A 17,977-nucleotide genomic window follows, 5' to 3' on the forward strand; every position below is an offset into this window, starting at 1 on the left:
CGGGCTGCAGGACAGCTCCCGACCAGGGCCTTACTGCTCCTTGACCGGTTCGTCGTCGTCGATGTGCTCCGCCTGCTCCACCGGACGCGCCTCGGTCTCCGCCTCCGCCTCGTCGACCATCGGCGGGTCCATGGTGCGCAGCTTGCTGAACACCGCCCAGCTCACCGCCACGAGCGGCACCGCGATCACGGCGCCGAGGATGCCGGCCGACAGCGTGCCGGTCGCAACCGCGATCGCGACGGCCACCGGGTGCAGCGACACCTGCTTGCCCATCACCAGCGGCTGGAGCACGTGGCCCTCGAACTGACCGATGCCGGCGATGCCCAGGCCGACGATGCCGGCCTGGATCGGACCGAGCGCGGCCAGCGCGACGATCATCGCCACGGCCATCGCCGTGGGCGCCCCGATCAGCGGGATGAACGCGCCCATCAGCACCAGCACGGCCAGGGGCGCCGCGAGCGGCACCTGCACCACGGTCAGCAGGATGAAGGCGAGCAGCCCGTCCACCAGGGCGATGATCACGGTGCCCCGGGTGTACCCCGAGAAGGTGTACCAACCGGCCCCGCCGGCAGTCTGCCAGCTCTCGCGCACCCGGGCCGGCAGCTGGTTGAGGAACCAGGTCCACATGTCCGCGCCGCGAGCCAGGAAGAAGATCGAGCAGAAGATCGCCAGCGCCAGCGCGGTGAACACCTCCACCACCGACGTGGCGCTGGCCGCAGCCTGCCCCGCCAGCTGTCCGGCGTGGTCCTGCACCCACTTGACCCCTTGGTCGATCCACGCCGCCGTCTGCGCGTTGGTGACCTGGAACGGCAGCCGGCCGCTTTGCAGGAAGTCGATGATCTGCTGGATGCCCGTGCCGAACTGCTTCGACAGCTGCTGCCACTGGTTGGCGACGGAGTAGACGACGTACGTCAGCATCCCGACGAACACCAGGATGCCCGTCAGCAGCGAGAGCGCCGTCGCCAGACCGCGCGGCATGATGCGCGACATCGCGCTGACCAGCGGCCGCAGCACCGCGGTGAACACGAAGGCCAGGAACAGCGCGATGAACACGAGCTGCACCTTGGAGGTCGCGAAGAACACGACGGCGATGGCCGCGACGAGCACGAGCAGCCGCCACGACACCCCGGCCGCCTTCTGCAGCCAGCGCGGCGCGGTCTCGTCGTCACCGGTGACGTGCGGGTTGTGCCGGCCTCCCGCGACGCGCCGCGCAACGGGGCTGACCTGGGACGGCGCGATCCGCGGCCCCCGGTCGCCGGTGCTCGTGCTGTCCGTCATGAACCCCCCTGGAGGTGCGCCGACGCTCTGCGCGGCCGGCAGCGATGCCGCAAGTCTGCACCGCCCTCCGGATGCGGGGGCGGCAGACGCTCCGTGCTATCTTTACCGCCGCACCCGGGCGCCGAGCGCTCGAGGTGTCCACCTGTCCGGGTGGCGGAATGGCAGACGCGCTAGCTTGAGGTGCTAGTGCCCGTATAGGGCGTGGGGGTTCAAGTCCCCCTCCGGACACTCGTTGAGACAGCGACCATCAAGGGCCTGAACCGCGCCACGTGCCGGTCCAGGCCCTTCGTGGTTCCCGGGAGCACGCCGCCCCGCCTCGCCCCGCCCGGGCCGGCCGCCGCGCCGCCCGTGCGCCCCCAGGTGTTCACCTCCCGCCTGTTCACTTCTCTCCGTTTCGGTGCGACCGTGGGCGGCGTCGTGTGCAGTAACGGCCCCTCTTGCTGGATGAGGAGACACCTGTGACTCGCGTCTCGAAGCATCGGATCGTCTCGGCCGCCATGGCGGCGGCCGCTGGGCTGGCGCTCGTCGCGCCGGTCACCTCGGCGTCGGCGGTGCCGCCCGCCCCGGCCGACGAGCGGCGCCCCGCGGTGGCGTCGGGCTGCGACCTGGGCAACGGCGTCAAGCACGTCGTCAGCCTGGTCTTCGACAACGTGCACCTCGCGCGGGACAACCCGGACGTCCCCTCGGACCTCGAGCAGATGCCGCACCTGATGGCCTTCCTGCAGGGCAACGGCACGCTCATGTCCAACGTGCACACGCCCCTGATCGCCCACACGGCCGACGACTCGTTGTCGATCTACACCGGTCTGTACGGGGACCGTCACGGGCAGCCGGTGACCAACTCGTACCGGACCTACAACCCGGACGGCAGCAGCGACCCGGCGGGTTCCTTCGCCTACTGGACCAGCCCCGTGTACGACACCGCGCCGACACCGTCGCCGGGCCACGACACCACTCCGACGATGGTGTACTCCGACACCCCGGGCTCGACCGGAACGAACCGGCAGACACCCGCCCCGTGGGCGGCGTTCACGAAGGCCGGCTGCTCCGTCGGCGACTTCTCGACGGCGAACATGGTCCTGGAGAACACCAAGCTGGACCTGCCGACGGTCTTTGGCGCCGGATCGCCCGAGGTCGCGCAGTACACCGCGAACCCCGACAGCTACAAGAACCAGGAGACGGCGGACTACGTCGGCGTCGCCCTGCACTGCGCATCGGGTGACCCCCTGTGCGCGGACGCGACGGCCGTGAAGTACGGCCAGACCGCACCGTCCCCGAGCGCCGTCGCCGACTCGCTGCCCACCGAGCCCGGCGGGTACGCCGGCTTCAGCGCGCTGTTCGGGCACAAGTACGTGGCGCCGGTGCTCGGCGCGGGCACGGCGAACCTGACGAGCCACGGCTACCCCGTCACGGACTCGCAGGGCCGTCTGACCGACCTGGACGGCAACGCCCTGATCAACCAGTACTCCCACACGCCGGGTTTCCCCGGCTTCAACCCGACGGCCACCCAGTCGCTGGCCTACATGGCCGACATGCTCGAGGCGGGAGTCCCGGTCACCTACGGCTACATCTCGGACCTGCACGAGCGGAAGCCGGGGACCACCGGCTGCACCACCGCGACCGCGACCGCTGCCGGCAAGCCCGTCGGACCGGGTGACGCCTGCTACGTGGCCAACGCCAAGGCCTACGACGCGGCGTTCGCGACGTTCTTCGACAGGTTGACCAAGGACGGCATCACCAAGGACAACACGCTGTTCCTGATCAGCTCGGAGGAGAACGACCAGTTCGCCGGGGCCAACGTGGGGCGGGCGACGGTCCCGACGCCCACCGGGTGTGACGGCGTCACGGTCCCGTGCACGTACGCCGCCGGTCAGATCGGCGAGCTCCAGACCAACATCAAGGCCTTGCTCTCGACGACCGCCAGCGCCGGCACGCCGTTCCAGATCGAGCCGCAGGGTGCGTCGATCTACGTCGACGGCCGTCCGTCGCCCTCGGCGCCGGCCGTCCGGCAGCTCCAGCGGGACACCGCCGCGATGACGGCGGACAACCCGTACAGCGGCGCTACCGGTCAGAAGATCGTCACGTACCAGGCAGGCGCCGTGGAGCAGCGGATCCTGCACATGCAGACCGCCGACACGCTGCGCACCCCGACCTACTCGCTGTTCCCCGTGCCGGACTACTACTTCTCCACCTCCGGACCGGCGGTCAGCATCAACCCCGGCTACGCCTACGACCACGGCTACTACTCGCCGAACATCGACATCACCTGGGCCGGTCTGGTCGGCCCCGGCGTCGCGGCGAAGGGTCTGGACGGCCCGGCCCCGGCCGACGGCAACCAGGCGCACGACCCGAACTCCACCCGGACGGTGCCGCAGGCGAGCACGGTGGGAACCTGGGTCGAGGAGGTGGACCTGCGCCCCACCCTGATGTACCTCGCCGGCCTGCACGACGCCTACACCAGCGACGGTCGGGTGATCTCCGAGCTGCTGTCGCACCCGAGCACGGCGCTCGTGGCCACGCAGGGGCTGGCGTCCGCCTACCACGCGATCAACTCGTCGGTCGGCCCGCTCGCCACCCTGACGCTGAAGGCGGACTCCGCCGCGCTGGCCAGCGGCTCGGCGACCGACGACGCCCGCTACCAGGCGACGGAGGCGGCCCTCACCCGGATCCTGCGGGAGCGTGACGCACTGGCGACGCAGATGAAGGCGGTGCTGGACGCGGCGGCGCGCGGGGAGGACCGCGCCCGGGGGCCCGAGCCGGCGTTCGGCACGTCGCGAAGCCTCGTGGCCCGGACGGACAACCTCCTGCGGGAGGTGGACCGGCTCGGCTGAGACGGTGCGGGAGGCGCGGCCGGTTCAGGCGGTCGGCTTGAACCCGTTGACCGTCGACCCGAGCCACGTCAGCGCCGTCGGCACCGCATCGGCCCACACGCTGATGCGGTGCCCGGCGCTGAGGTCCACCTGGGACTGGATCGACAGCGGCGCGTGGGCGGCCTTCAGCATCGCGGCGCTGCTCGAGTAGGAGAGGGAGTCCGCCTTGCTCGTCTGCAGCCACAGCGCGACGGGCGGGGGCGCCGTGGTGGCCAGCGACACGAGCTGGTACCGCTTCGCCGCGGGGTCGCTCGAGTGGAACGGCACGTAGCTGTTGCCGAAGATCGGCGCGAAGTACCCGCCGAGGATCACACCGGCGCCGAAGACGTCCGGGTGCAGCATCGAGGTCATCGCGGCGCACCAGCCACCGGAGGAGAAGCCGAGCGTCGCCCAGCCCGTGCGGTCGCGGGACACCCGCAGCAGCGTCGCGAGGTGCTGCGGGACGTCGTCCGCGAGCCACGTCTCGACCTGGGGCTGACCTGTGCCTCCGTTGACGCACTCCGTGTCGGCTCCGGCCGGGAACTCGAGCTGCGGCGCGACGACGATGACGTCCGAGATCTTGTGCTGGCCGGCGAGCGAGTCGAGGGACGGTACGAGGTTGACGCCCTGCATCCACACGTCAGGAGCTCCCGGGTAGCCGTGGAACGCCATGATGACCGGGTACGTCTGGCGGGCGTTCGCCGGGTCCTCGTAGCCGACCGGAAGGCTGACCATCACCCGGCCGCTGAGACCGCTGCGCGATCCGGTGAACGTGAACGTCTGGACGCGCTGCCCGGGCGAGGGGAGCGGTGGGAGGCTCGCGACCGGCACCGGGCTGCCGAGACCGGGCCCCTTGGGCTTGTCCTGCAGCGCGGCCTCCGCACTCGTGCCGCCCGAGCTCTGCCGCACCGTCGACGTCCCGCCGGTCCCGAAGAGGTCGCCCCAGCTCGCGTACCACCCGTTCTGGTTGTTCATCACCACGGCGACGGACAGCAGCACGAGCGCGCTCACCCCCAGCTGGGTGAGCAGGCGGGTCACGACGGTGGCGACGGTGCGTCGGCGCGCGGGCAGGCGCACCGCTCCCCAGACGAGCGCGGCCACGGTCAGCACGAGGACGACCAGGAGGAACGGCAGACCAGTCAACGACATCAGCAAGTCCCGAGCAGGAAGGGCGTGAGGGCACGAGCGGCGCGAGCGACCGTCCGGACGGGCGACCTCCGGAAGGCTACGGGTTCCGAGCCCGTCCCCGACGCTCTTGCCGACGCGTGCCGGGTGAGGACTCGGTGCACGCTCGGTGAAGTGCAGACGCCCAGGTCCGGGCTGCCTCGCACGGCGACGACCGTCGGCGCTGTGCGACGAACGGCCTAGGACCGGCCGCTGACCAGGCACTGCCCGGCGCGAAATCGGTCGGGCTGCAGGGCCGTGCAGCGGCCGGACGACTCAGACCGGACGTACGTCGGCCGATCGACTGGGTGATGCCGCCGCAGGGGAGGCCTCGAGCACCTGCAAGGGAGCACCATGTCGTCCACCGCGTCCGCGTCCGCGTCCCGTCTGCAGGGCGCCGTCCGGTGGTGGACGGACCGTGGCGTCAGCACCCGCATCCTGACCGCCGTGCTGGTCGCGGCACTGGTCGCGCTCGCGGTGGGGCTCGTCGGCATCGTCTCGATGGCGCGCAGCAACGCCGCGACGGCCGAGCTGTTTCGGAACCACGTCCAGGGGGTCGAGCAGGCCTCGACCCTGCGGCGCGCGATGGTGCAGATGCGCCTGGACGTCAGCAACCAGGCTCTGGCGCTGGGGGCGACGGAGAAGAAGGAGGACGAGCGCGCGGTCGCGGACGACGAGAAGGAGGCGACCGACGCCCTCGCGGCTCTGAAGGCCCTGGATCTGTCGAGCACCCAACGTGGGTACGTCGCCGACGTCGAGCAGCAGCTCGCCGCCTACGTCGCCGTCCGGGACGGCAAGCTCCTGCCGGCAGGCCGTGCCAACGACATCGCTACGTGGACCAACACGAGCAACGACCAGGCGACGGCGATCGTGATGGCGATGAACGCCGCGGTCACCAACCTGGTGGCGGACGAGAAGGCGGCGGCGCAGGCGGCGACGGATGCCGTGGCGGCCGAGTACCGGACCAGCCGGCTGCTCATGCTCGGCGCGCTGGCGATCGGCCTGAGCGCTGCCGTCGCCCTGGGGCTGTTCGTCGCCCGCGGCATCGTGCGCGGCCTCGGCCGGGTGAAGGCGGTCTGCACCGCGCTCGAGCGCGCCGACCTCACGGTGACGACCGGCCTGACCTCGCACGACGAGGTCGGGCAGATGGGCCATGCGCTGGACGCCGCGATCGCCACGCTCCGGCTGACCGTGGGGACGATCGACGCGTCCTCCACCTCGCTGGCGAACGCGACGGAGCAGATGGCGGCGTCCGGCGAGCAGATCGGGTCGAGCGCCGAGGAGACGGCTGCGCAGGCCGGCGTGGTGTCCGCCTCGGCGGGCGAGGTGTCGCGCAACGTGCAGGCGGTGGCGGCCGGGTCGGAGCAGATGGGCGCGTCGATCCTGGAGATCGCGCAGAACGCGACGGAGGCGGCGCGGGTGGCCGGCCAGGCGGTCGCGGCTGCTGCTGCGACCACCGAGACGGTGACCCGGTTGGGCGACTCCTCCCGGGAGATCGGCAACGTCGTGAAGCTGATCACCTCGATCGCGGAGCAGACCAACCTGCTGGCTCTGAACGCCACCATCGAGGCGGCCCGTGCCGGTGAGGCCGGCAAGGGGTTCGCGGTGGTCGCCGGGGAGGTCAAGGACCTCGCCCGCGAGACGGCCAAGGCGACGGAGGACATCGCCCGGCGCGTGGAGGCGATCCAGGCCGACACCGACGGGGCGGTGACCGCGATCGAGGAGATCACCGCGGTGATCGGGGCGATCAACGACTACCAGACCACCATCGCCGCCGCCGTGGAGGAGCAGACCGCCACGACCAACGAGATGAACCGGGGCGTCACCAAGGCCGCCACCGGGGCCGAGGCGATCGCCGCCACGATCTCCGGCGTGGCAGACGCGGCCGACCTGACGACCCAGAACGTCACGCAGGCTCAGCAATCGGTGACGGACATCGCCCGCATGTCGGTGGAGCTGCGCGAGCTGGTCGGACGGTTCACCGTCTGACGTGCGAGCCTGACCTCCGCGCCTGACGCCCGGCCGGGTCTCGGGTCAGGCGCCCCCGGTCGGCACGCCGCCCGACGGCAGCTCGCCGGAAGGTGCCTTGCCGGAGGGCAGCTCGTCGCTCGGCGCGTCGTCCGCGTCGACCTCGCCGTCGTCGTCGGCCGCGCGGCCGTCCCCGGACCGGCGCACCAGCAGGAACGCCATCGCACCGAGGAAGACCACCAGGCTGGTCCAGTCGTTCAGGCGCAGACCCAGGAAGTGGTTCGCGTGGTCGACGCGGAGTGCCTCCACCCAGGCGCGTCCGACGGTGTAGGCCGCGACGTACAGGGCGAACAGGCGGCCACGGCGCAGCTGGAACCGTCGGCCGGCCCACACCAGCAGCAGCGCCACGCCGACGTCCCACAGCGACTCGTACAGGAAGGTCGGCTGGTAGGTCGCGATGTCCGGGGTGTCCGCCGGCCGGTGCGCCGGGTCGATCAGCAGGCCCCACGGGAGCGTGGTCGGGCCGCCGAACAGCTCCTGGTTGAAGTAGTTGCCCCATCGGCCGATCGCCTGGGCCAGCACGAGCCCGGGGGCCACCGCATCGGCGAAGTCCGCGAGCCGGACCCCGTGCTTGCGGCACCCGATCCACGCACCGACGGCGCCCAGGGCCACCGCGCCCCAGATGCCGAGCCCGCCGTCCCAGATGTACAGCGCCCGGATCGGCTGCCGCCCTGGCGCGAAGTACAGCTCGGGGTCGGTGATCACGTGGTAGAGCCGGCCGCCGACGATGCCGAACGGCACCGCCCAGAACACGATGTCGAGCACCTGCTCGGGGTCGCGGCCGCGAGCCGCCCAGCGTCGCTGCGTCCACAGCGTCGCGATGACGATGCCGAGCAGGATGCACAGCGCGTAGGCCCTGATCGGCACCGGTCCGAGGTACCAGACGCCCTGTGACGGGCTGGGGATGTACGTCGGTCGCATCGTTCCTCACCACGCTGGGTCCCGACCGCCGGGTCCGCCGGTCACCGGATGCTCGCACATCGACCTGCGAGCCCCGCAACGACGCGGCTCAGGGGAGCAGCGAACGCAGCGTGATGAAGGAGTACCCCCGCTCGCGCAGCCCCTCGATCACCGAGCCGAGAGCCGCAGCGTCGAGCGTGCTGCCGTCGTCCGGGTTGGCGCCGACGTGCATCAGCACGATCTCGCCGGGCTGCGCCGAACCGAGCACCCGTGCCCGGACCGACTCCATCGACTGCCCACCGCTCGTGCCCTTCCAGCCGAGCGTGTCCACCGTCCAGCGGAACGGGACGTAGCCCGCGTCGTTCACCACGTGGATGTCCTCCGCGGTCCGGGCGCCGTACGGGAAGCGGAACAGCGGCTTGGCGGCGTGGCCGGTCGCGGCGCTGATCGACGCCTCCGCGGCGGAGAGCTGACGCTGGATCTCCGCGGTGGTGGTCTGCGTGAAGTCCGGGTGCGAGTCGCTGTGGTTGCCCACGGGGTGACCCGCCGCGCTGATCGCCCGGACGTCGGCCGGGTAGCGCCGGGCGAACTGGCCGGTGACGAAGAACGTGGCCGGCACGTCGTAGCGGGCCAGCGTCGCCAGCACCGAGGCGACCCCGGCGTTCGACGAACCGGCGTCGAACGTCAGCGCCACCACGGCTCGGTCGGTGGCGACCCGACTGACGTCCACGCCGCGCCAGGCGGCAGGGACGCCCGACGGGGGCGCCGGCGGAGCGACGGTGGGCGGTGCGGGGGGCTGCGGCGGCGGAACGGGGGGAGCGGGGGACGGGGACGACGGCGACGGGACCGGTGTCGGGAGCGCCGGTGCCGGGCTGGCGGTCGCTGTCGGCGTGGCGGGTCCGGTGCTCGGGGTGGGGGTCGAGGAGGCGGTCGGCACGGGGGTGCTCGTCGGTGCCTGCGGCGGCGTGGTCGACGTCGTGCAGTCGGCTGCCAGCAGCACCGTCAGCAGCATCCCGACGAGCGGGAGCGCTCTGCCGCGCCGGCGGCCGGGACCGGCGCCGACGACGCCGGAAGACAGGACGACCGTGTCGACGCCCATGACGACCTCCACGTCCAGGGTGTCGCGCCCGGGATGTGCCGTCCAGGGACCTCCGGCCGGTCGCACCTCGTCGGGTCGCCCACCGGGACCCGACGTGGCCACTCAGACCAGGACGGGCACCTCGTGGTGCCGCAGCTCCGCGATCGCCTCGAACAGCGCGCGGTTGAACGCCGCCGGGGCGTGGCTGTTGACGTCGTGCCCGGCGCCGGGCACGACCGTCAGCCGCGTGCCGGGGCGGGCCCGCAGGTAGCGGCGCTCGTCCAGACGCAGGGGGTCGCGGGCGCCGTTGACCAGCCAGACGGGCAGCGTCAGCCGACGCAGGTCCGCCAAAGGGGAGTACCCGGCGACGGCGGCGAGCATGTCCGTCACCACGTGCCAGGACTCGCCGCCGACGCTCAGCAGCCGGTTCGCGTGGTGCGCCAGCCGCCGGTAGACGCCGATGGGCTTGCCGCGCAGCTCCGTCGAGCACCCGGCCAGCAGCACACCGGCGAGCTGGTGCTCGTGGCGGCCGGCGTAGGCGAGGGACGTGTAGCCACCCAGCGAGAGTCCGACCAGGAGCGGCGGGGTGAGGCACGCGGCGACGGCGTCGTCGATCGCCTGGATCGCTCCCTCCAGGGTGAACCGCTCGCCCCGGCGGGTGCCGTGGCCGGGGAGGTCGACGGCGATCGTGTGGTGCCCGCGCGCGCGGAGCGCGGCGACCTGGGGGTCCCAGATGGATGACGACGTGCGGGTGCCGTGCACGAGCACGATGGGGTGCGAGATGACGTCTCCTGCGAGGTCCGGCGCGCCGGGACGGTCCCGGCGGTCACGCTCGGCGCTGAGCGATCAACCGACGGTACGTGCCGAACCTGGGAATCGCCTTGGGACGGTGGTGGGGCTCACAGGTGCGCTTGGTCACAGTCCCGGCACGCACGGCCCCGTGCCGAGGCGCGCCAGGCCGGCCCGGTCGCCGTCGGCGAGGGAGGTGACGTTCACCGCCGCCGTCGGGTTCATCAGCTGGGTCGGGTCGTTCACGTGGCCCAGCCCCACCAGGTGGGCGAGCTCGTGCGTCACGACGCCCTGGGCGAGCGCGGTGCCGTTGGCCGAGCCGAGCAGCTGGGTGATCGCGGGTCCGTCGAGCACCACGATGCCGCTCACGTAGTGCGCCGTCCCGTGCAGCGTCACGGAGGAGGAGCCGGCGCTCCCGGCGACGTCGCCGGCGAGCTCCGGCGTCTCTGCCGGGCTGGACCACGCGATCAGGACGGGTGCCCAGCGGCGCCCGTAGCGTTCCGGCTGGTACACCGGCCGGTGCTCCATGGGCGCCTCGGTGGTGCTGCCGTCGGCGACGAACTGCAGCCCCGTCGCCTCGGAGATGCGTGCCAGTCCCGTTGCGATCAGCACGTCCCCGCCGACAGGAGCGCCGTCCGTGCGGACGACGTAGTGGAGGGGGCGGCACGGGTCGTAGGTGACGGGTGAGACGCCGTCGGACTGCGTCTGCAGGAAGCTGTAGGGACCGGTGGTCGGCGCCCCGAGCGGGGGAGTGCCGAGCGGGACCGCGGACTCCTCACGCCCCGGCGGAGGTGCGTTGCGGGCTGCGGTGGCCGAGCCGAGCCGTCCGCTGAGCCACACGGTCGTCAGGGCCAGCACCAGCACGAGGACCACGGCCAGCCACCCCCGACGCCGGGGTGGACGGCTGCCGAGCGGGACGGCGAGAGCCTCGGTGACCGGCGGAGCGCTCGACGCCCGGGACCAGTCCGACGGTGGGATGTCCCCGGAAGCGGTCCACGCGCGCTGCGCGTCGCGTGGGCGGCGCTCCGGCCACCACGGTGGCTCGCTCATCGCTCCTCCGCCCGGACGAGCCCGCGCAGCTGCTCCACGTAGCCGCCACCGAAGAGCAAGGCGTGCACGCCGACCGGGTAGAGCTGGTGCAGCCCCACGCGGTGCTGCCAGCCGCGACGCAGCGGATGGACGTCCTGGTATCCCGCGAGCACCAGGTCGAGGTGCGGCAGGCCGAACAGCGTAAGCATCGCGAGGTCGGTCTCCCGGTGACCGCCGTGCGCGGCGGGATCGACGAGCGTCGCGCCCGCGGCGGTCCACACGACGTTGCCCGACCACAGGTCGCCGTGCAGGCGGGCCGGGGTGTCGTCGTCGTCCAGCGCACCGCTGCGCAGCCGGTCGGCGAGCCGTGCCAGGCCGTTCAGGGTCGTGGCGTCGACGGTCGACGAGCGGCGCAGCTCGGCCGCGAGCGGGAGGAGGCGGCACTCCGCGAGGAAGGCGCCCCAGGACGGGTACCGGCCGGACGCCATGGGCAGCGGATGCTCGAGCGGACCGAAGAACCCGTCACCCGACCACCCGTCGGGCGGTGCACCGAAGGCGTCGGCGCCGGCGTCGTGCAGGGCGGCGAGGCCGCGCCCCAGGTCACGTGCCGCGCGGGGTGACGCCGGTGCGGGCTCCAGCCGCACGAGGTCGAGGTGGTCCTCCGCGACGTCGAGCACCTCCACCACCGGTACGGCGTCGGCCGCGCGCAACCACCGCAGTCCCGCCGCCTCGCAGGCGAAGAAACCGCGAGGCGCGCCCGCACGTGCCTTGCGGTGCACGCCTAGGGTCATCGGGCGTCCGCCGGAAGGTGCAGGTGCTCGAACACCAGGCTGGTCTGGGTGTGGGCGACCTCCTGGCGCGTGGACAGGTGCTCGACGACGAAGGCGCGCAGGGCCTGCGAGTCGGCCACGGCCACGTGCACGAGCACGTCGTCCGAACCGCCCAGCAGGTACACGTCCTGCACCTCCGGACGTTCGGCCAGGGCACGCGCGAACCGGCCGAGCCGCGCCCGGGCGGCCGCCTGCAGCCGGACGGCGATGATCGCCTGCAGCCCGCGTCCCAGCGCCTGGGGGTCCACCTGCGCGGTGAAGCCGCGCAGCACACCGGACTCGCGCAGGGCCCGGACACGCGCGTGGCACGTGGACGGCGCGATGCCGACGCGGGCGGCGAGGTCCTTGTTGGACTGTCGGCCGTCGCGCTCCAGCTCGTGCAGGATCGCCCTGTCGACGTCGTCGAGGACCGCCGAGGATTCGGTCGACGCAGACCGTCGCGCAGAGCCTGACGACGACGATCCGACTGACATGGCGCGAACCTACCGAAGATCCTGCGGTGGTGACGCGCCGGAAACACGTGAAGTTCACAATCGTGTGTGACGTGAACCACACGGTGCACGTCCGGCCGGGACCGACCGGCCGCAGCCCGGGCGACCAGGAGCACGTCGATGAAGGTGGGCATCCCCCGCGAGGTCAAGAACCGTGAGTACCGCGTCGCCGCCACCCCCGCAGGGGTGCACCGGCTGACCGCCGCGGGCCACCAGGTGCTGGTCGAGGCCGGCGCCGGCCTCGGTTCGGCGATCGACGACGAGCAGTACCGGGCGGCCGGCGCCGTCGTCGTGCCGGACGCCGCCGCGGTGTGGACCGAGGCGGACGTCGTCTGCAAGGTCAAGGAGCCGGTGGAGTCCGAGTACGGGTACCTGCGGGACGACCTCGTCCTGTTCACGTACCTGCACCTGGCCGCCGACCGTCCCGCCACGGACGCGCTGCTCGCCGCGGGGACCACGTCGATCGCGTACGAGACCGTGCGGCTCGCCGACGGCTCGCTCCCGCTGCTCGCGCCGATGAGCGAGGTCGCCGGCCGGCTCGCCACCCAGGTGGGCGCCTACCACCTGATGCGGAACGAGGGCGGCCGCGGGGTGCTGCTCGGAGGCGTACCGGGGGTGGACGGCGCCCGTGTGGTGGTGCTGGGCGGCGGGACCGTCGGCTTCCACGCGGCGACGATCGCGGTCGGCATGCGTGCGCAGGTCACCGTGCTGGACGTGTCGGTGCCCCGGCTGCGGCGCCTCGACGTCGAGCTCGGAGGGGCCGTGCGGACCGTTGCCTCCAGCGCCTGGGCGGTGGAGGAGGCCCTGCTCGAGGCGGACCTGGTGATCGGTGCCGTGCTGGTGCCGGGCGCGCGGGCCCCCCACCTGGTCAGCAACGAGCTGGTGTCCCGGATGCAGCGGGGGTCGGTGCTCGTGGACGTCGCGGTGGACCAGGGCGGGTGCTTCGAGGACACCCGGCCCACCACGCACGACGAGCCGACGTTCCCCGTGCACGGCTCGGTGTTCTACTGCGTCGCCAACATGCCGGGCGCCGTGCCGGTCACGTCGACGCGTGCGCTGACCAACGTGACCATGCCGTACCTCGGCGCCCTGGCGGACGACGGCTGGCGCGCTGCGCTCGCGGCGGACCCGGCGCTCGCCGCTGGCCTGACCACCCACGCCGGTCGGCTGTACAGCGAGCCGGTGGGCTCGGCGCACGGCTACCCGGTGGCCTCGCCCGCCGACGTCCTGCGGAGCACCACGGTCTAGCAGCAGTCGGGGGCGCTGCGTCGACCGCCTGCGACGATGGCGTCGTGACCGACGCCCCCCGCCCGACCGCCGACGACGCCGTGCTCGACCCGAGCAACCCGTTCGCGTCCGGGTCGCGGCTGCCCTACGGCCTGCCGGACTACCGCGCCATCCGCGAGGAGCACTACCGACCGGCCCTCCTGGCGGGCATGGCGCAGCAACGCGCGGAGCTCGAGGCGATCGCGACGGACGCAGAGCCTGCGTCGATCGAGAACACGGTGGTGGCGCTCGAGCGGTCGGGTCAGCTGCTCGACCGGGTGACGGCCGCGTTCGACAACCAGCTCGGTGCCGACTCGACGGAAGCCCTGGAGCAGCTCGAGGAGGAGGTGGCGCCGCTGCTCGCGGCGCACCACGATGCGATGCTCCTCGACCGCCGGCTCTACGACCGGGTCCGGACGTTGGTGCAGGAGGTGGCCGACGGTCGCCTGGCGGTCGAGCCGGACACGGCGTGGCTGCTGCACCGGCTCGACCTCGACTTCCGCCGGTCCGGCGTCGGGCTGGGCCCTGCGGACCAGGAGCGGCTGCGGGCGTTGAACGAGCGGATCACTGCCCTCGACGCCCGTTTCGGCCGCGAGCTGCTCGCCGCCTCCAATGCCGCCGCGGTGCTCGTCACCGACGAGGCCCAGCTGGCCGGTCTCGCGCCGGACGCGGTGGCGGCCGCCGCGGCGGCGGCGGAGCACCGGGGGCACACCGGTGCCTGGCTGCTCGAGCTGGTCCTGCCCACGACGCAGCCGGTGCTGGCGAACCTGCACGACCGGGCGCTGCGGGAACGCGTGCATCGAGCGGCGGTGACGCGTGGGCTCGGCCCCGACCACGACACGCGACCGATCTTGCTGGAGCTGGCCCGCCTCCGCGCCGAGCGCGCGCGGCTGCTTGGCTTCGTGCACCACGCGGACTACGTGGCACAGGACGGGACGGCGACCACGTCGGAGGCGGTCACGGACCTGCTCACCGGCCTGGCGCCCGCCGCCGTGGCGAACGCGCGGCGCGAGGCGGACGACCTCGCGGCCGCCCTGGCGATGGACGTGCCCGGCGCCACCTTCGAGGCGTGGGACTGGCCGTACTACGCGGAGGCCGTCCGGCGCCGCCGTCGGTCGCTGGACGAGTCCCTGCTGCGCCCGTACCTCGAGCTCGACCGCGTGCTGGTCGACGGGGTGTTCTGGGCGGCGAACCAGCTGTACGGGCTCACCTTCACGGAGCGGACCGACCTCGCCGGCTACCACCCCGACGTCCGCGTGTTCGAGGTGCTTTACGCCGACGGCGACGGCATCGGCCTGTTCCTCGCGGACCCGTGGGCCCGGGAGAGCAAGCGCGGCGGCGCCTGGATGAACACCCTCGTCGACCAGTCGCGCCTGCTCGGCCAGCGCTGCGTCGTCGTGAACAACGCCAACATCCCGCGTCCTGCACCCGGTCAGCCGGCCTTGCTGACGTGGGACCACGTGATCACGCTCTTCCACGAGTTCGGCCACGCGCTGCACGCCCTGGTGTCGGACGTGCACTACCCGTCCCAGTCCGGCACGGCCGTGCCGCGCGACTTCGTCGAGTACCCGTCGCAGGTCAACGAGATGTGGGCGTGGGACCCCGCCGTGCTCCGGCGGTTCGCCGTGCACCACGAGACCGGCGAGCCCGTGCCGGCGCAGTGGCTGGACACGCTGGTCGAGGGTCGGCAGGACGGCGAGGGCTTCGCCACCACCGAGTACCTGGCCGCAGCACTGCTCGACCAGGCGTGGCACCGCCTGGCGCCCGACGACGTCCCGGCGGACCCGGCCGACGTCGAGGCGTTCGAGGCCGCCGCGCTCGACGCGGCCGGCGTGGCGCTGCCCACGGTGCCGCCGCGGTACCGCAGCTCCTACTTCAACCACGTGTTCGGGGGCGGCTACGCCGCCGGCTACTACTCCTACCTCTGGTCGGAGGTGCTGGACGCCGACACGGTCGACTGGTTCACCGCGAACGGCGGCCTGCGGCGCGCGAACGGTGATCGCCTCCGGGCGGCCGTGCTGTCGCGCGGCGGGTCCCTCGACCCGATCCAGGCCTTCCGGGAGCTGGTCGGCCACGAGCCGCGGCTGGAACCCCTCCTCGTGCGCCGCGGGCTGAGCCTCTGACGGTCCTGCTCGGCCGTGCCGCACCGGTGACAGGAGGCCGCCGGCGCACCCCTGCGGCGACACTCCGCCTCCCCGGTAGCGTGATCTCATGCCCGAGCCCGTGCCGACCGCCGGCGACGCCCCCACCATCGCCTCCGGCACACCCGCGGAGGCCGAGGTCGCCCGGATCTGCGCGGAGCTGATCCGGATCGACACCTCCAACTACGGCGACTCGAGCGGCCCGGGGGAGCGGCTGGCCGCCGAGTACGTCGTCGGCCTGCTGGAGGAGGTCGGCCTCGAGCCGGAGCTCTTCGAGAGCACGCCCGGCCGAGCCAACGTGGTGGTGCGGCTCGAGGGACGCGACCAGGACCGGCCCGCGCTGGTGCTGCACGGCCACACGGACGTGGTGCCGGCGCAGGCGGCCGACTGGTCCGTCGACCCGTTCGCGGGCGTCGAGGTCGACGGCGTCCTCTGGGGCCGTGGGGCCGTGGACATGAAGGACATGGACGCGATGGTGCTGGCGGTGGTGCGCCAGATGGTCCGCGAGGGTCGGCGGCCGGCCCGTGACGTCGTGCTCGCGATGTTCGCCGACGAGGAGGCGGGCGGGGTGCACGGCGCCCGCTGGGCGGTGGACAACCGGCCCGAGCTGTTCGCCGGTGCCACCGAGGCGATCAGCGAGGTCGGCGGCTTCTCGGTCGAGGTCGGCGGCCACCGCGCGTACCTGCTCCAGACGGCCGAGAAGGGGCTGGCGTGGCTCCAGCTCGTCGCCGAGGGGCGTGCCGGCCACGGCAGCCAGGTCAACCCGGACAACGCGGTGACCCACCTCGCGGCGGCGGTCGCCCGGATCGGCGCCTACCGCTGGCCCTACCAGCTGACCCCGACGGTCCGTCGGCTGCTGGAGGGCGTTGCGGACCTGACCGGCCTGCCCTTCGACCCGGAGGACGAGCGGGCGGCCGACGCCCTGGTCGACGCCCTCGGCCCGGCCTCGCGGTTCGTCGGCGCGACCCTGCGCAGCACCACCAACCCGACGCAGCTCGCCTCGGGCTACAAGGCGAACGTCATCCCGGGTTCGGCACGCGCCACCGTCGACGGTCGGTTCCTGCCCGCGCACGAGGCCGAGTTCGACGCCACGCTGCAGCAGCTGCTCGGTGAGCACGTCCGCATCGAGTCACAGCATCGTGACATCGGCCCGGAGGCGCCCTTCGACACCGACCTCGTCGGTGCGATGACGGCCGCGGTCCAGGCCGAGGACCCGGGTGCGGTGGTCCTGCCGTACATGCTCTCCGCCGGCACCGACAACAAGTCGCTCGCACGCCTGGGCATCCACGGGTACGGGTTCGCACCGCTGCGGCTGCCGGCGGACCTCGACTTCCCGGCGATGTTCCACGGGGTCGACGAGCGCGTGCCGGTGGACGCCCTGCGCTTCGGTACCCGCGTGCTGGACCGCCTGCTGCAGACCTGCTGAGCCCGCGCCCTCGACGGGCGTGGCCGCTCAGTCGAGGTCTGCGCCGAGCGTGCTCTGCACCCGGATGATCTTGCGACGCAGCAGCACGCGACGCTCGCCGCCCACGTACATCCGGGTCCGGGCGAGCTCCCAGCGGCCGTACTCCGCCTCGTACGTCAGCAACCGGCGGGCGTCGTTCCCGTCGGTGGTCCGCGGGATCGTCAGGGTGCGGTACTCGTACTGGCCGCCCCGGGACAGGAAGTCGCCCCGGCCGGCCGTCGTTCGTTCGGCCACCCGCTCACCTCGTCTCTCGTCGCGTGGGTCGTACGGCGGTCCACCCCTGCCGGCGCTGCACCCGCGCAACGACCGGCGCGGTGCCATTGTGCCCTGCGCGGCGATACGGTCTACGGCATGACCGTCGACCCCCGCGCTGCGCTCGACCGGCTGATCGCCGCGCTCGAGGCCCACTACCACGCCGTGGAGAGCCGCCACGGCGAGGACGACCCGGCGGTCGACGACGCGTACGACGTCCTCGCCGACGCCTTCGAGGTCTACGACGACGCCCTCGGCACCGTCTTCGGGGAGGCGACGCCGTTCTACCTCGGTGAGGAGGATGACGAGTCCGAGGAGGACGAGGACGACGATGCCGACGACGAGTCGGACGAGGACTGGTCAGCCGAGGACGAGGACGAGGACGACGAGGCGCCCGTCTCGCGCTGACTCCGGGGC

General features: G+C 72.9%; 15 protein-coding genes and 1 tRNA gene. 7 read left to right on the top strand and 9 right to left on the bottom strand.

The features are described 5' to 3' along the window. Window positions 1-30 precede the first annotated feature (30 nt). Entirely contained in the window at window positions 31-1,278 is a 1,248-nt protein-coding gene (locus QMF98_RS07450) for an AI-2E family transporter (protein WP_337975351.1), read from the bottom strand. Window positions 1,279-1,422: 144 nt separating this feature from the next. Here QMF98_RS07450 and QMF98_RS07455 point away from each other — a divergent pair. Further along, a tRNA-Leu gene (locus QMF98_RS07455) sits at window positions 1,423-1,506 on the top strand. Window positions 1,507-1,736: 230 nt separating this feature from the next. Next, window positions 1,737-4,109, top strand: a complete 2,373-nt coding sequence (locus tag QMF98_RS07460) for an alkaline phosphatase family protein (RefSeq protein ID WP_337975352.1) — start codon at window positions 1,737-1,739, stop codon at window positions 4,107-4,109. Between the two features lie 24 nt (window positions 4,110-4,133). Here the strand turns inward: QMF98_RS07460 and QMF98_RS07465 are convergent, their stop codons facing one another. Beyond that, complete coding sequence (locus tag QMF98_RS07465) at window positions 4,134-5,276, bottom strand: alpha/beta hydrolase (protein ID WP_337975353.1); 1,143 nt, start codon at window positions 5,274-5,276, stop codon at window positions 4,134-4,136. 369 nt (window positions 5,277-5,645) lie between these two features. On the opposite strand from QMF98_RS07465, the gene QMF98_RS07470 reads away from it, so the two are divergent. Beyond that, window positions 5,646-7,280, top strand: a complete 1,635-nt coding sequence (locus tag QMF98_RS07470; protein ID WP_337975354.1) for a methyl-accepting chemotaxis protein — start codon at window positions 5,646-5,648, stop codon at window positions 7,278-7,280. 45 nt (window positions 7,281-7,325) lie between these two features. Here QMF98_RS07470 and lgt read toward each other — a convergent pair whose 3' ends face one another. From lgt to QMF98_RS07500, 6 genes are all read right to left on the bottom strand, one after another. After that, window positions 7,326-8,240: a prolipoprotein diacylglyceryl transferase gene (gene lgt / locus QMF98_RS07475; RefSeq protein ID WP_337975355.1), complete on the bottom strand. Its 915-nt coding sequence runs from the start codon at window positions 8,238-8,240 to the stop codon at window positions 7,326-7,328. Window positions 8,241-8,328: 88 nt separating this feature from the next. Further along, window positions 8,329-9,318: a polysaccharide deacetylase family protein gene (locus tag QMF98_RS07480; protein ID WP_337975356.1), complete on the bottom strand. Its 990-nt coding sequence runs from the start codon at window positions 9,316-9,318 to the stop codon at window positions 8,329-8,331. 102 nt (window positions 9,319-9,420) lie between these two features. Continuing rightward, complete coding sequence (locus QMF98_RS07485) at window positions 9,421-10,059, bottom strand: alpha/beta fold hydrolase (RefSeq protein WP_337975357.1); 639 nt, start codon at window positions 10,057-10,059, stop codon at window positions 9,421-9,423. A gap of 153 nt (window positions 10,060-10,212) precedes the next feature. Beyond that, entirely contained in the window at window positions 10,213-11,136 is a 924-nt protein-coding gene (locus QMF98_RS07490; protein WP_337975358.1) for a matrixin family metalloprotease, read from the bottom strand. After that, window positions 11,133-11,906, bottom strand: a complete 774-nt coding sequence (locus QMF98_RS07495) for a fructosamine kinase family protein (RefSeq protein WP_337975359.1) — start codon at window positions 11,904-11,906, stop codon at window positions 11,133-11,135. The genes QMF98_RS07490 and QMF98_RS07495 overlap by 4 nt, the downstream gene beginning before the upstream one ends. Next, on the bottom strand, window positions 11,903-12,418 hold the full coding sequence (locus QMF98_RS07500) for an Lrp/AsnC family transcriptional regulator (protein WP_291762612.1): 516 nt from the start codon (window positions 12,416-12,418) through the stop codon (window positions 11,903-11,905). Before QMF98_RS07500 ends, QMF98_RS07495 begins: the two co-directional genes overlap by 4 nt. Window positions 12,419-12,556: 138 nt before the next feature. Between QMF98_RS07500 and ald the strand changes: the two genes are divergently transcribed. The 3 genes from ald to QMF98_RS07515 all read left to right on the top strand — a co-directional run bounded on the left by ald (window position 12,557) and on the right by QMF98_RS07515 (window position 17,269). After that, complete coding sequence (ald, locus tag QMF98_RS07505; RefSeq protein WP_337975360.1) at window positions 12,557-13,684, top strand: alanine dehydrogenase; 1,128 nt, start codon at window positions 12,557-12,559, stop codon at window positions 13,682-13,684. Between the two features lie 44 nt (window positions 13,685-13,728). Further along, on the top strand, window positions 13,729-15,825 hold the full coding sequence (locus tag QMF98_RS07510; protein ID WP_337975361.1) for a M3 family metallopeptidase: 2,097 nt from the start codon (window positions 13,729-13,731) through the stop codon (window positions 15,823-15,825). An 88-nt stretch (window positions 15,826-15,913) separates the two neighbouring features. Beyond that, window positions 15,914-17,269, top strand: coding sequence for a M20/M25/M40 family metallo-hydrolase (locus QMF98_RS07515; protein WP_337975362.1), 1,356 nt, complete (start codon window positions 15,914-15,916; stop codon window positions 17,267-17,269). Window positions 17,270-17,296: 27 nt separating this feature from the next. On the opposite strand, the gene QMF98_RS07520 is transcribed toward QMF98_RS07515, so the two are convergent. Then, on the bottom strand, window positions 17,297-17,542 hold the full coding sequence (locus QMF98_RS07520; RefSeq protein ID WP_291762622.1) for a DUF5703 family protein: 246 nt from the start codon (window positions 17,540-17,542) through the stop codon (window positions 17,297-17,299). Between the two features lie 117 nt (window positions 17,543-17,659). Here QMF98_RS07520 and QMF98_RS07525 point away from each other — a divergent pair, with 117 nt between their 5' ends. Further along, window positions 17,660-17,968, top strand: coding sequence for a primosomal protein (locus QMF98_RS07525; protein ID WP_337975363.1), 309 nt, complete (start codon window positions 17,660-17,662; stop codon window positions 17,966-17,968). Window positions 17,969-17,977 lie beyond the last annotated feature (9 nt).

Origin of the sequence: Cellulomonas sp. NTE-D12, assembly GCF_027923705.1 — a bacterium.
Lineage (GTDB): Bacteria > Actinomycetota > Actinomycetes > Actinomycetales > Cellulomonadaceae > Cellulomonas.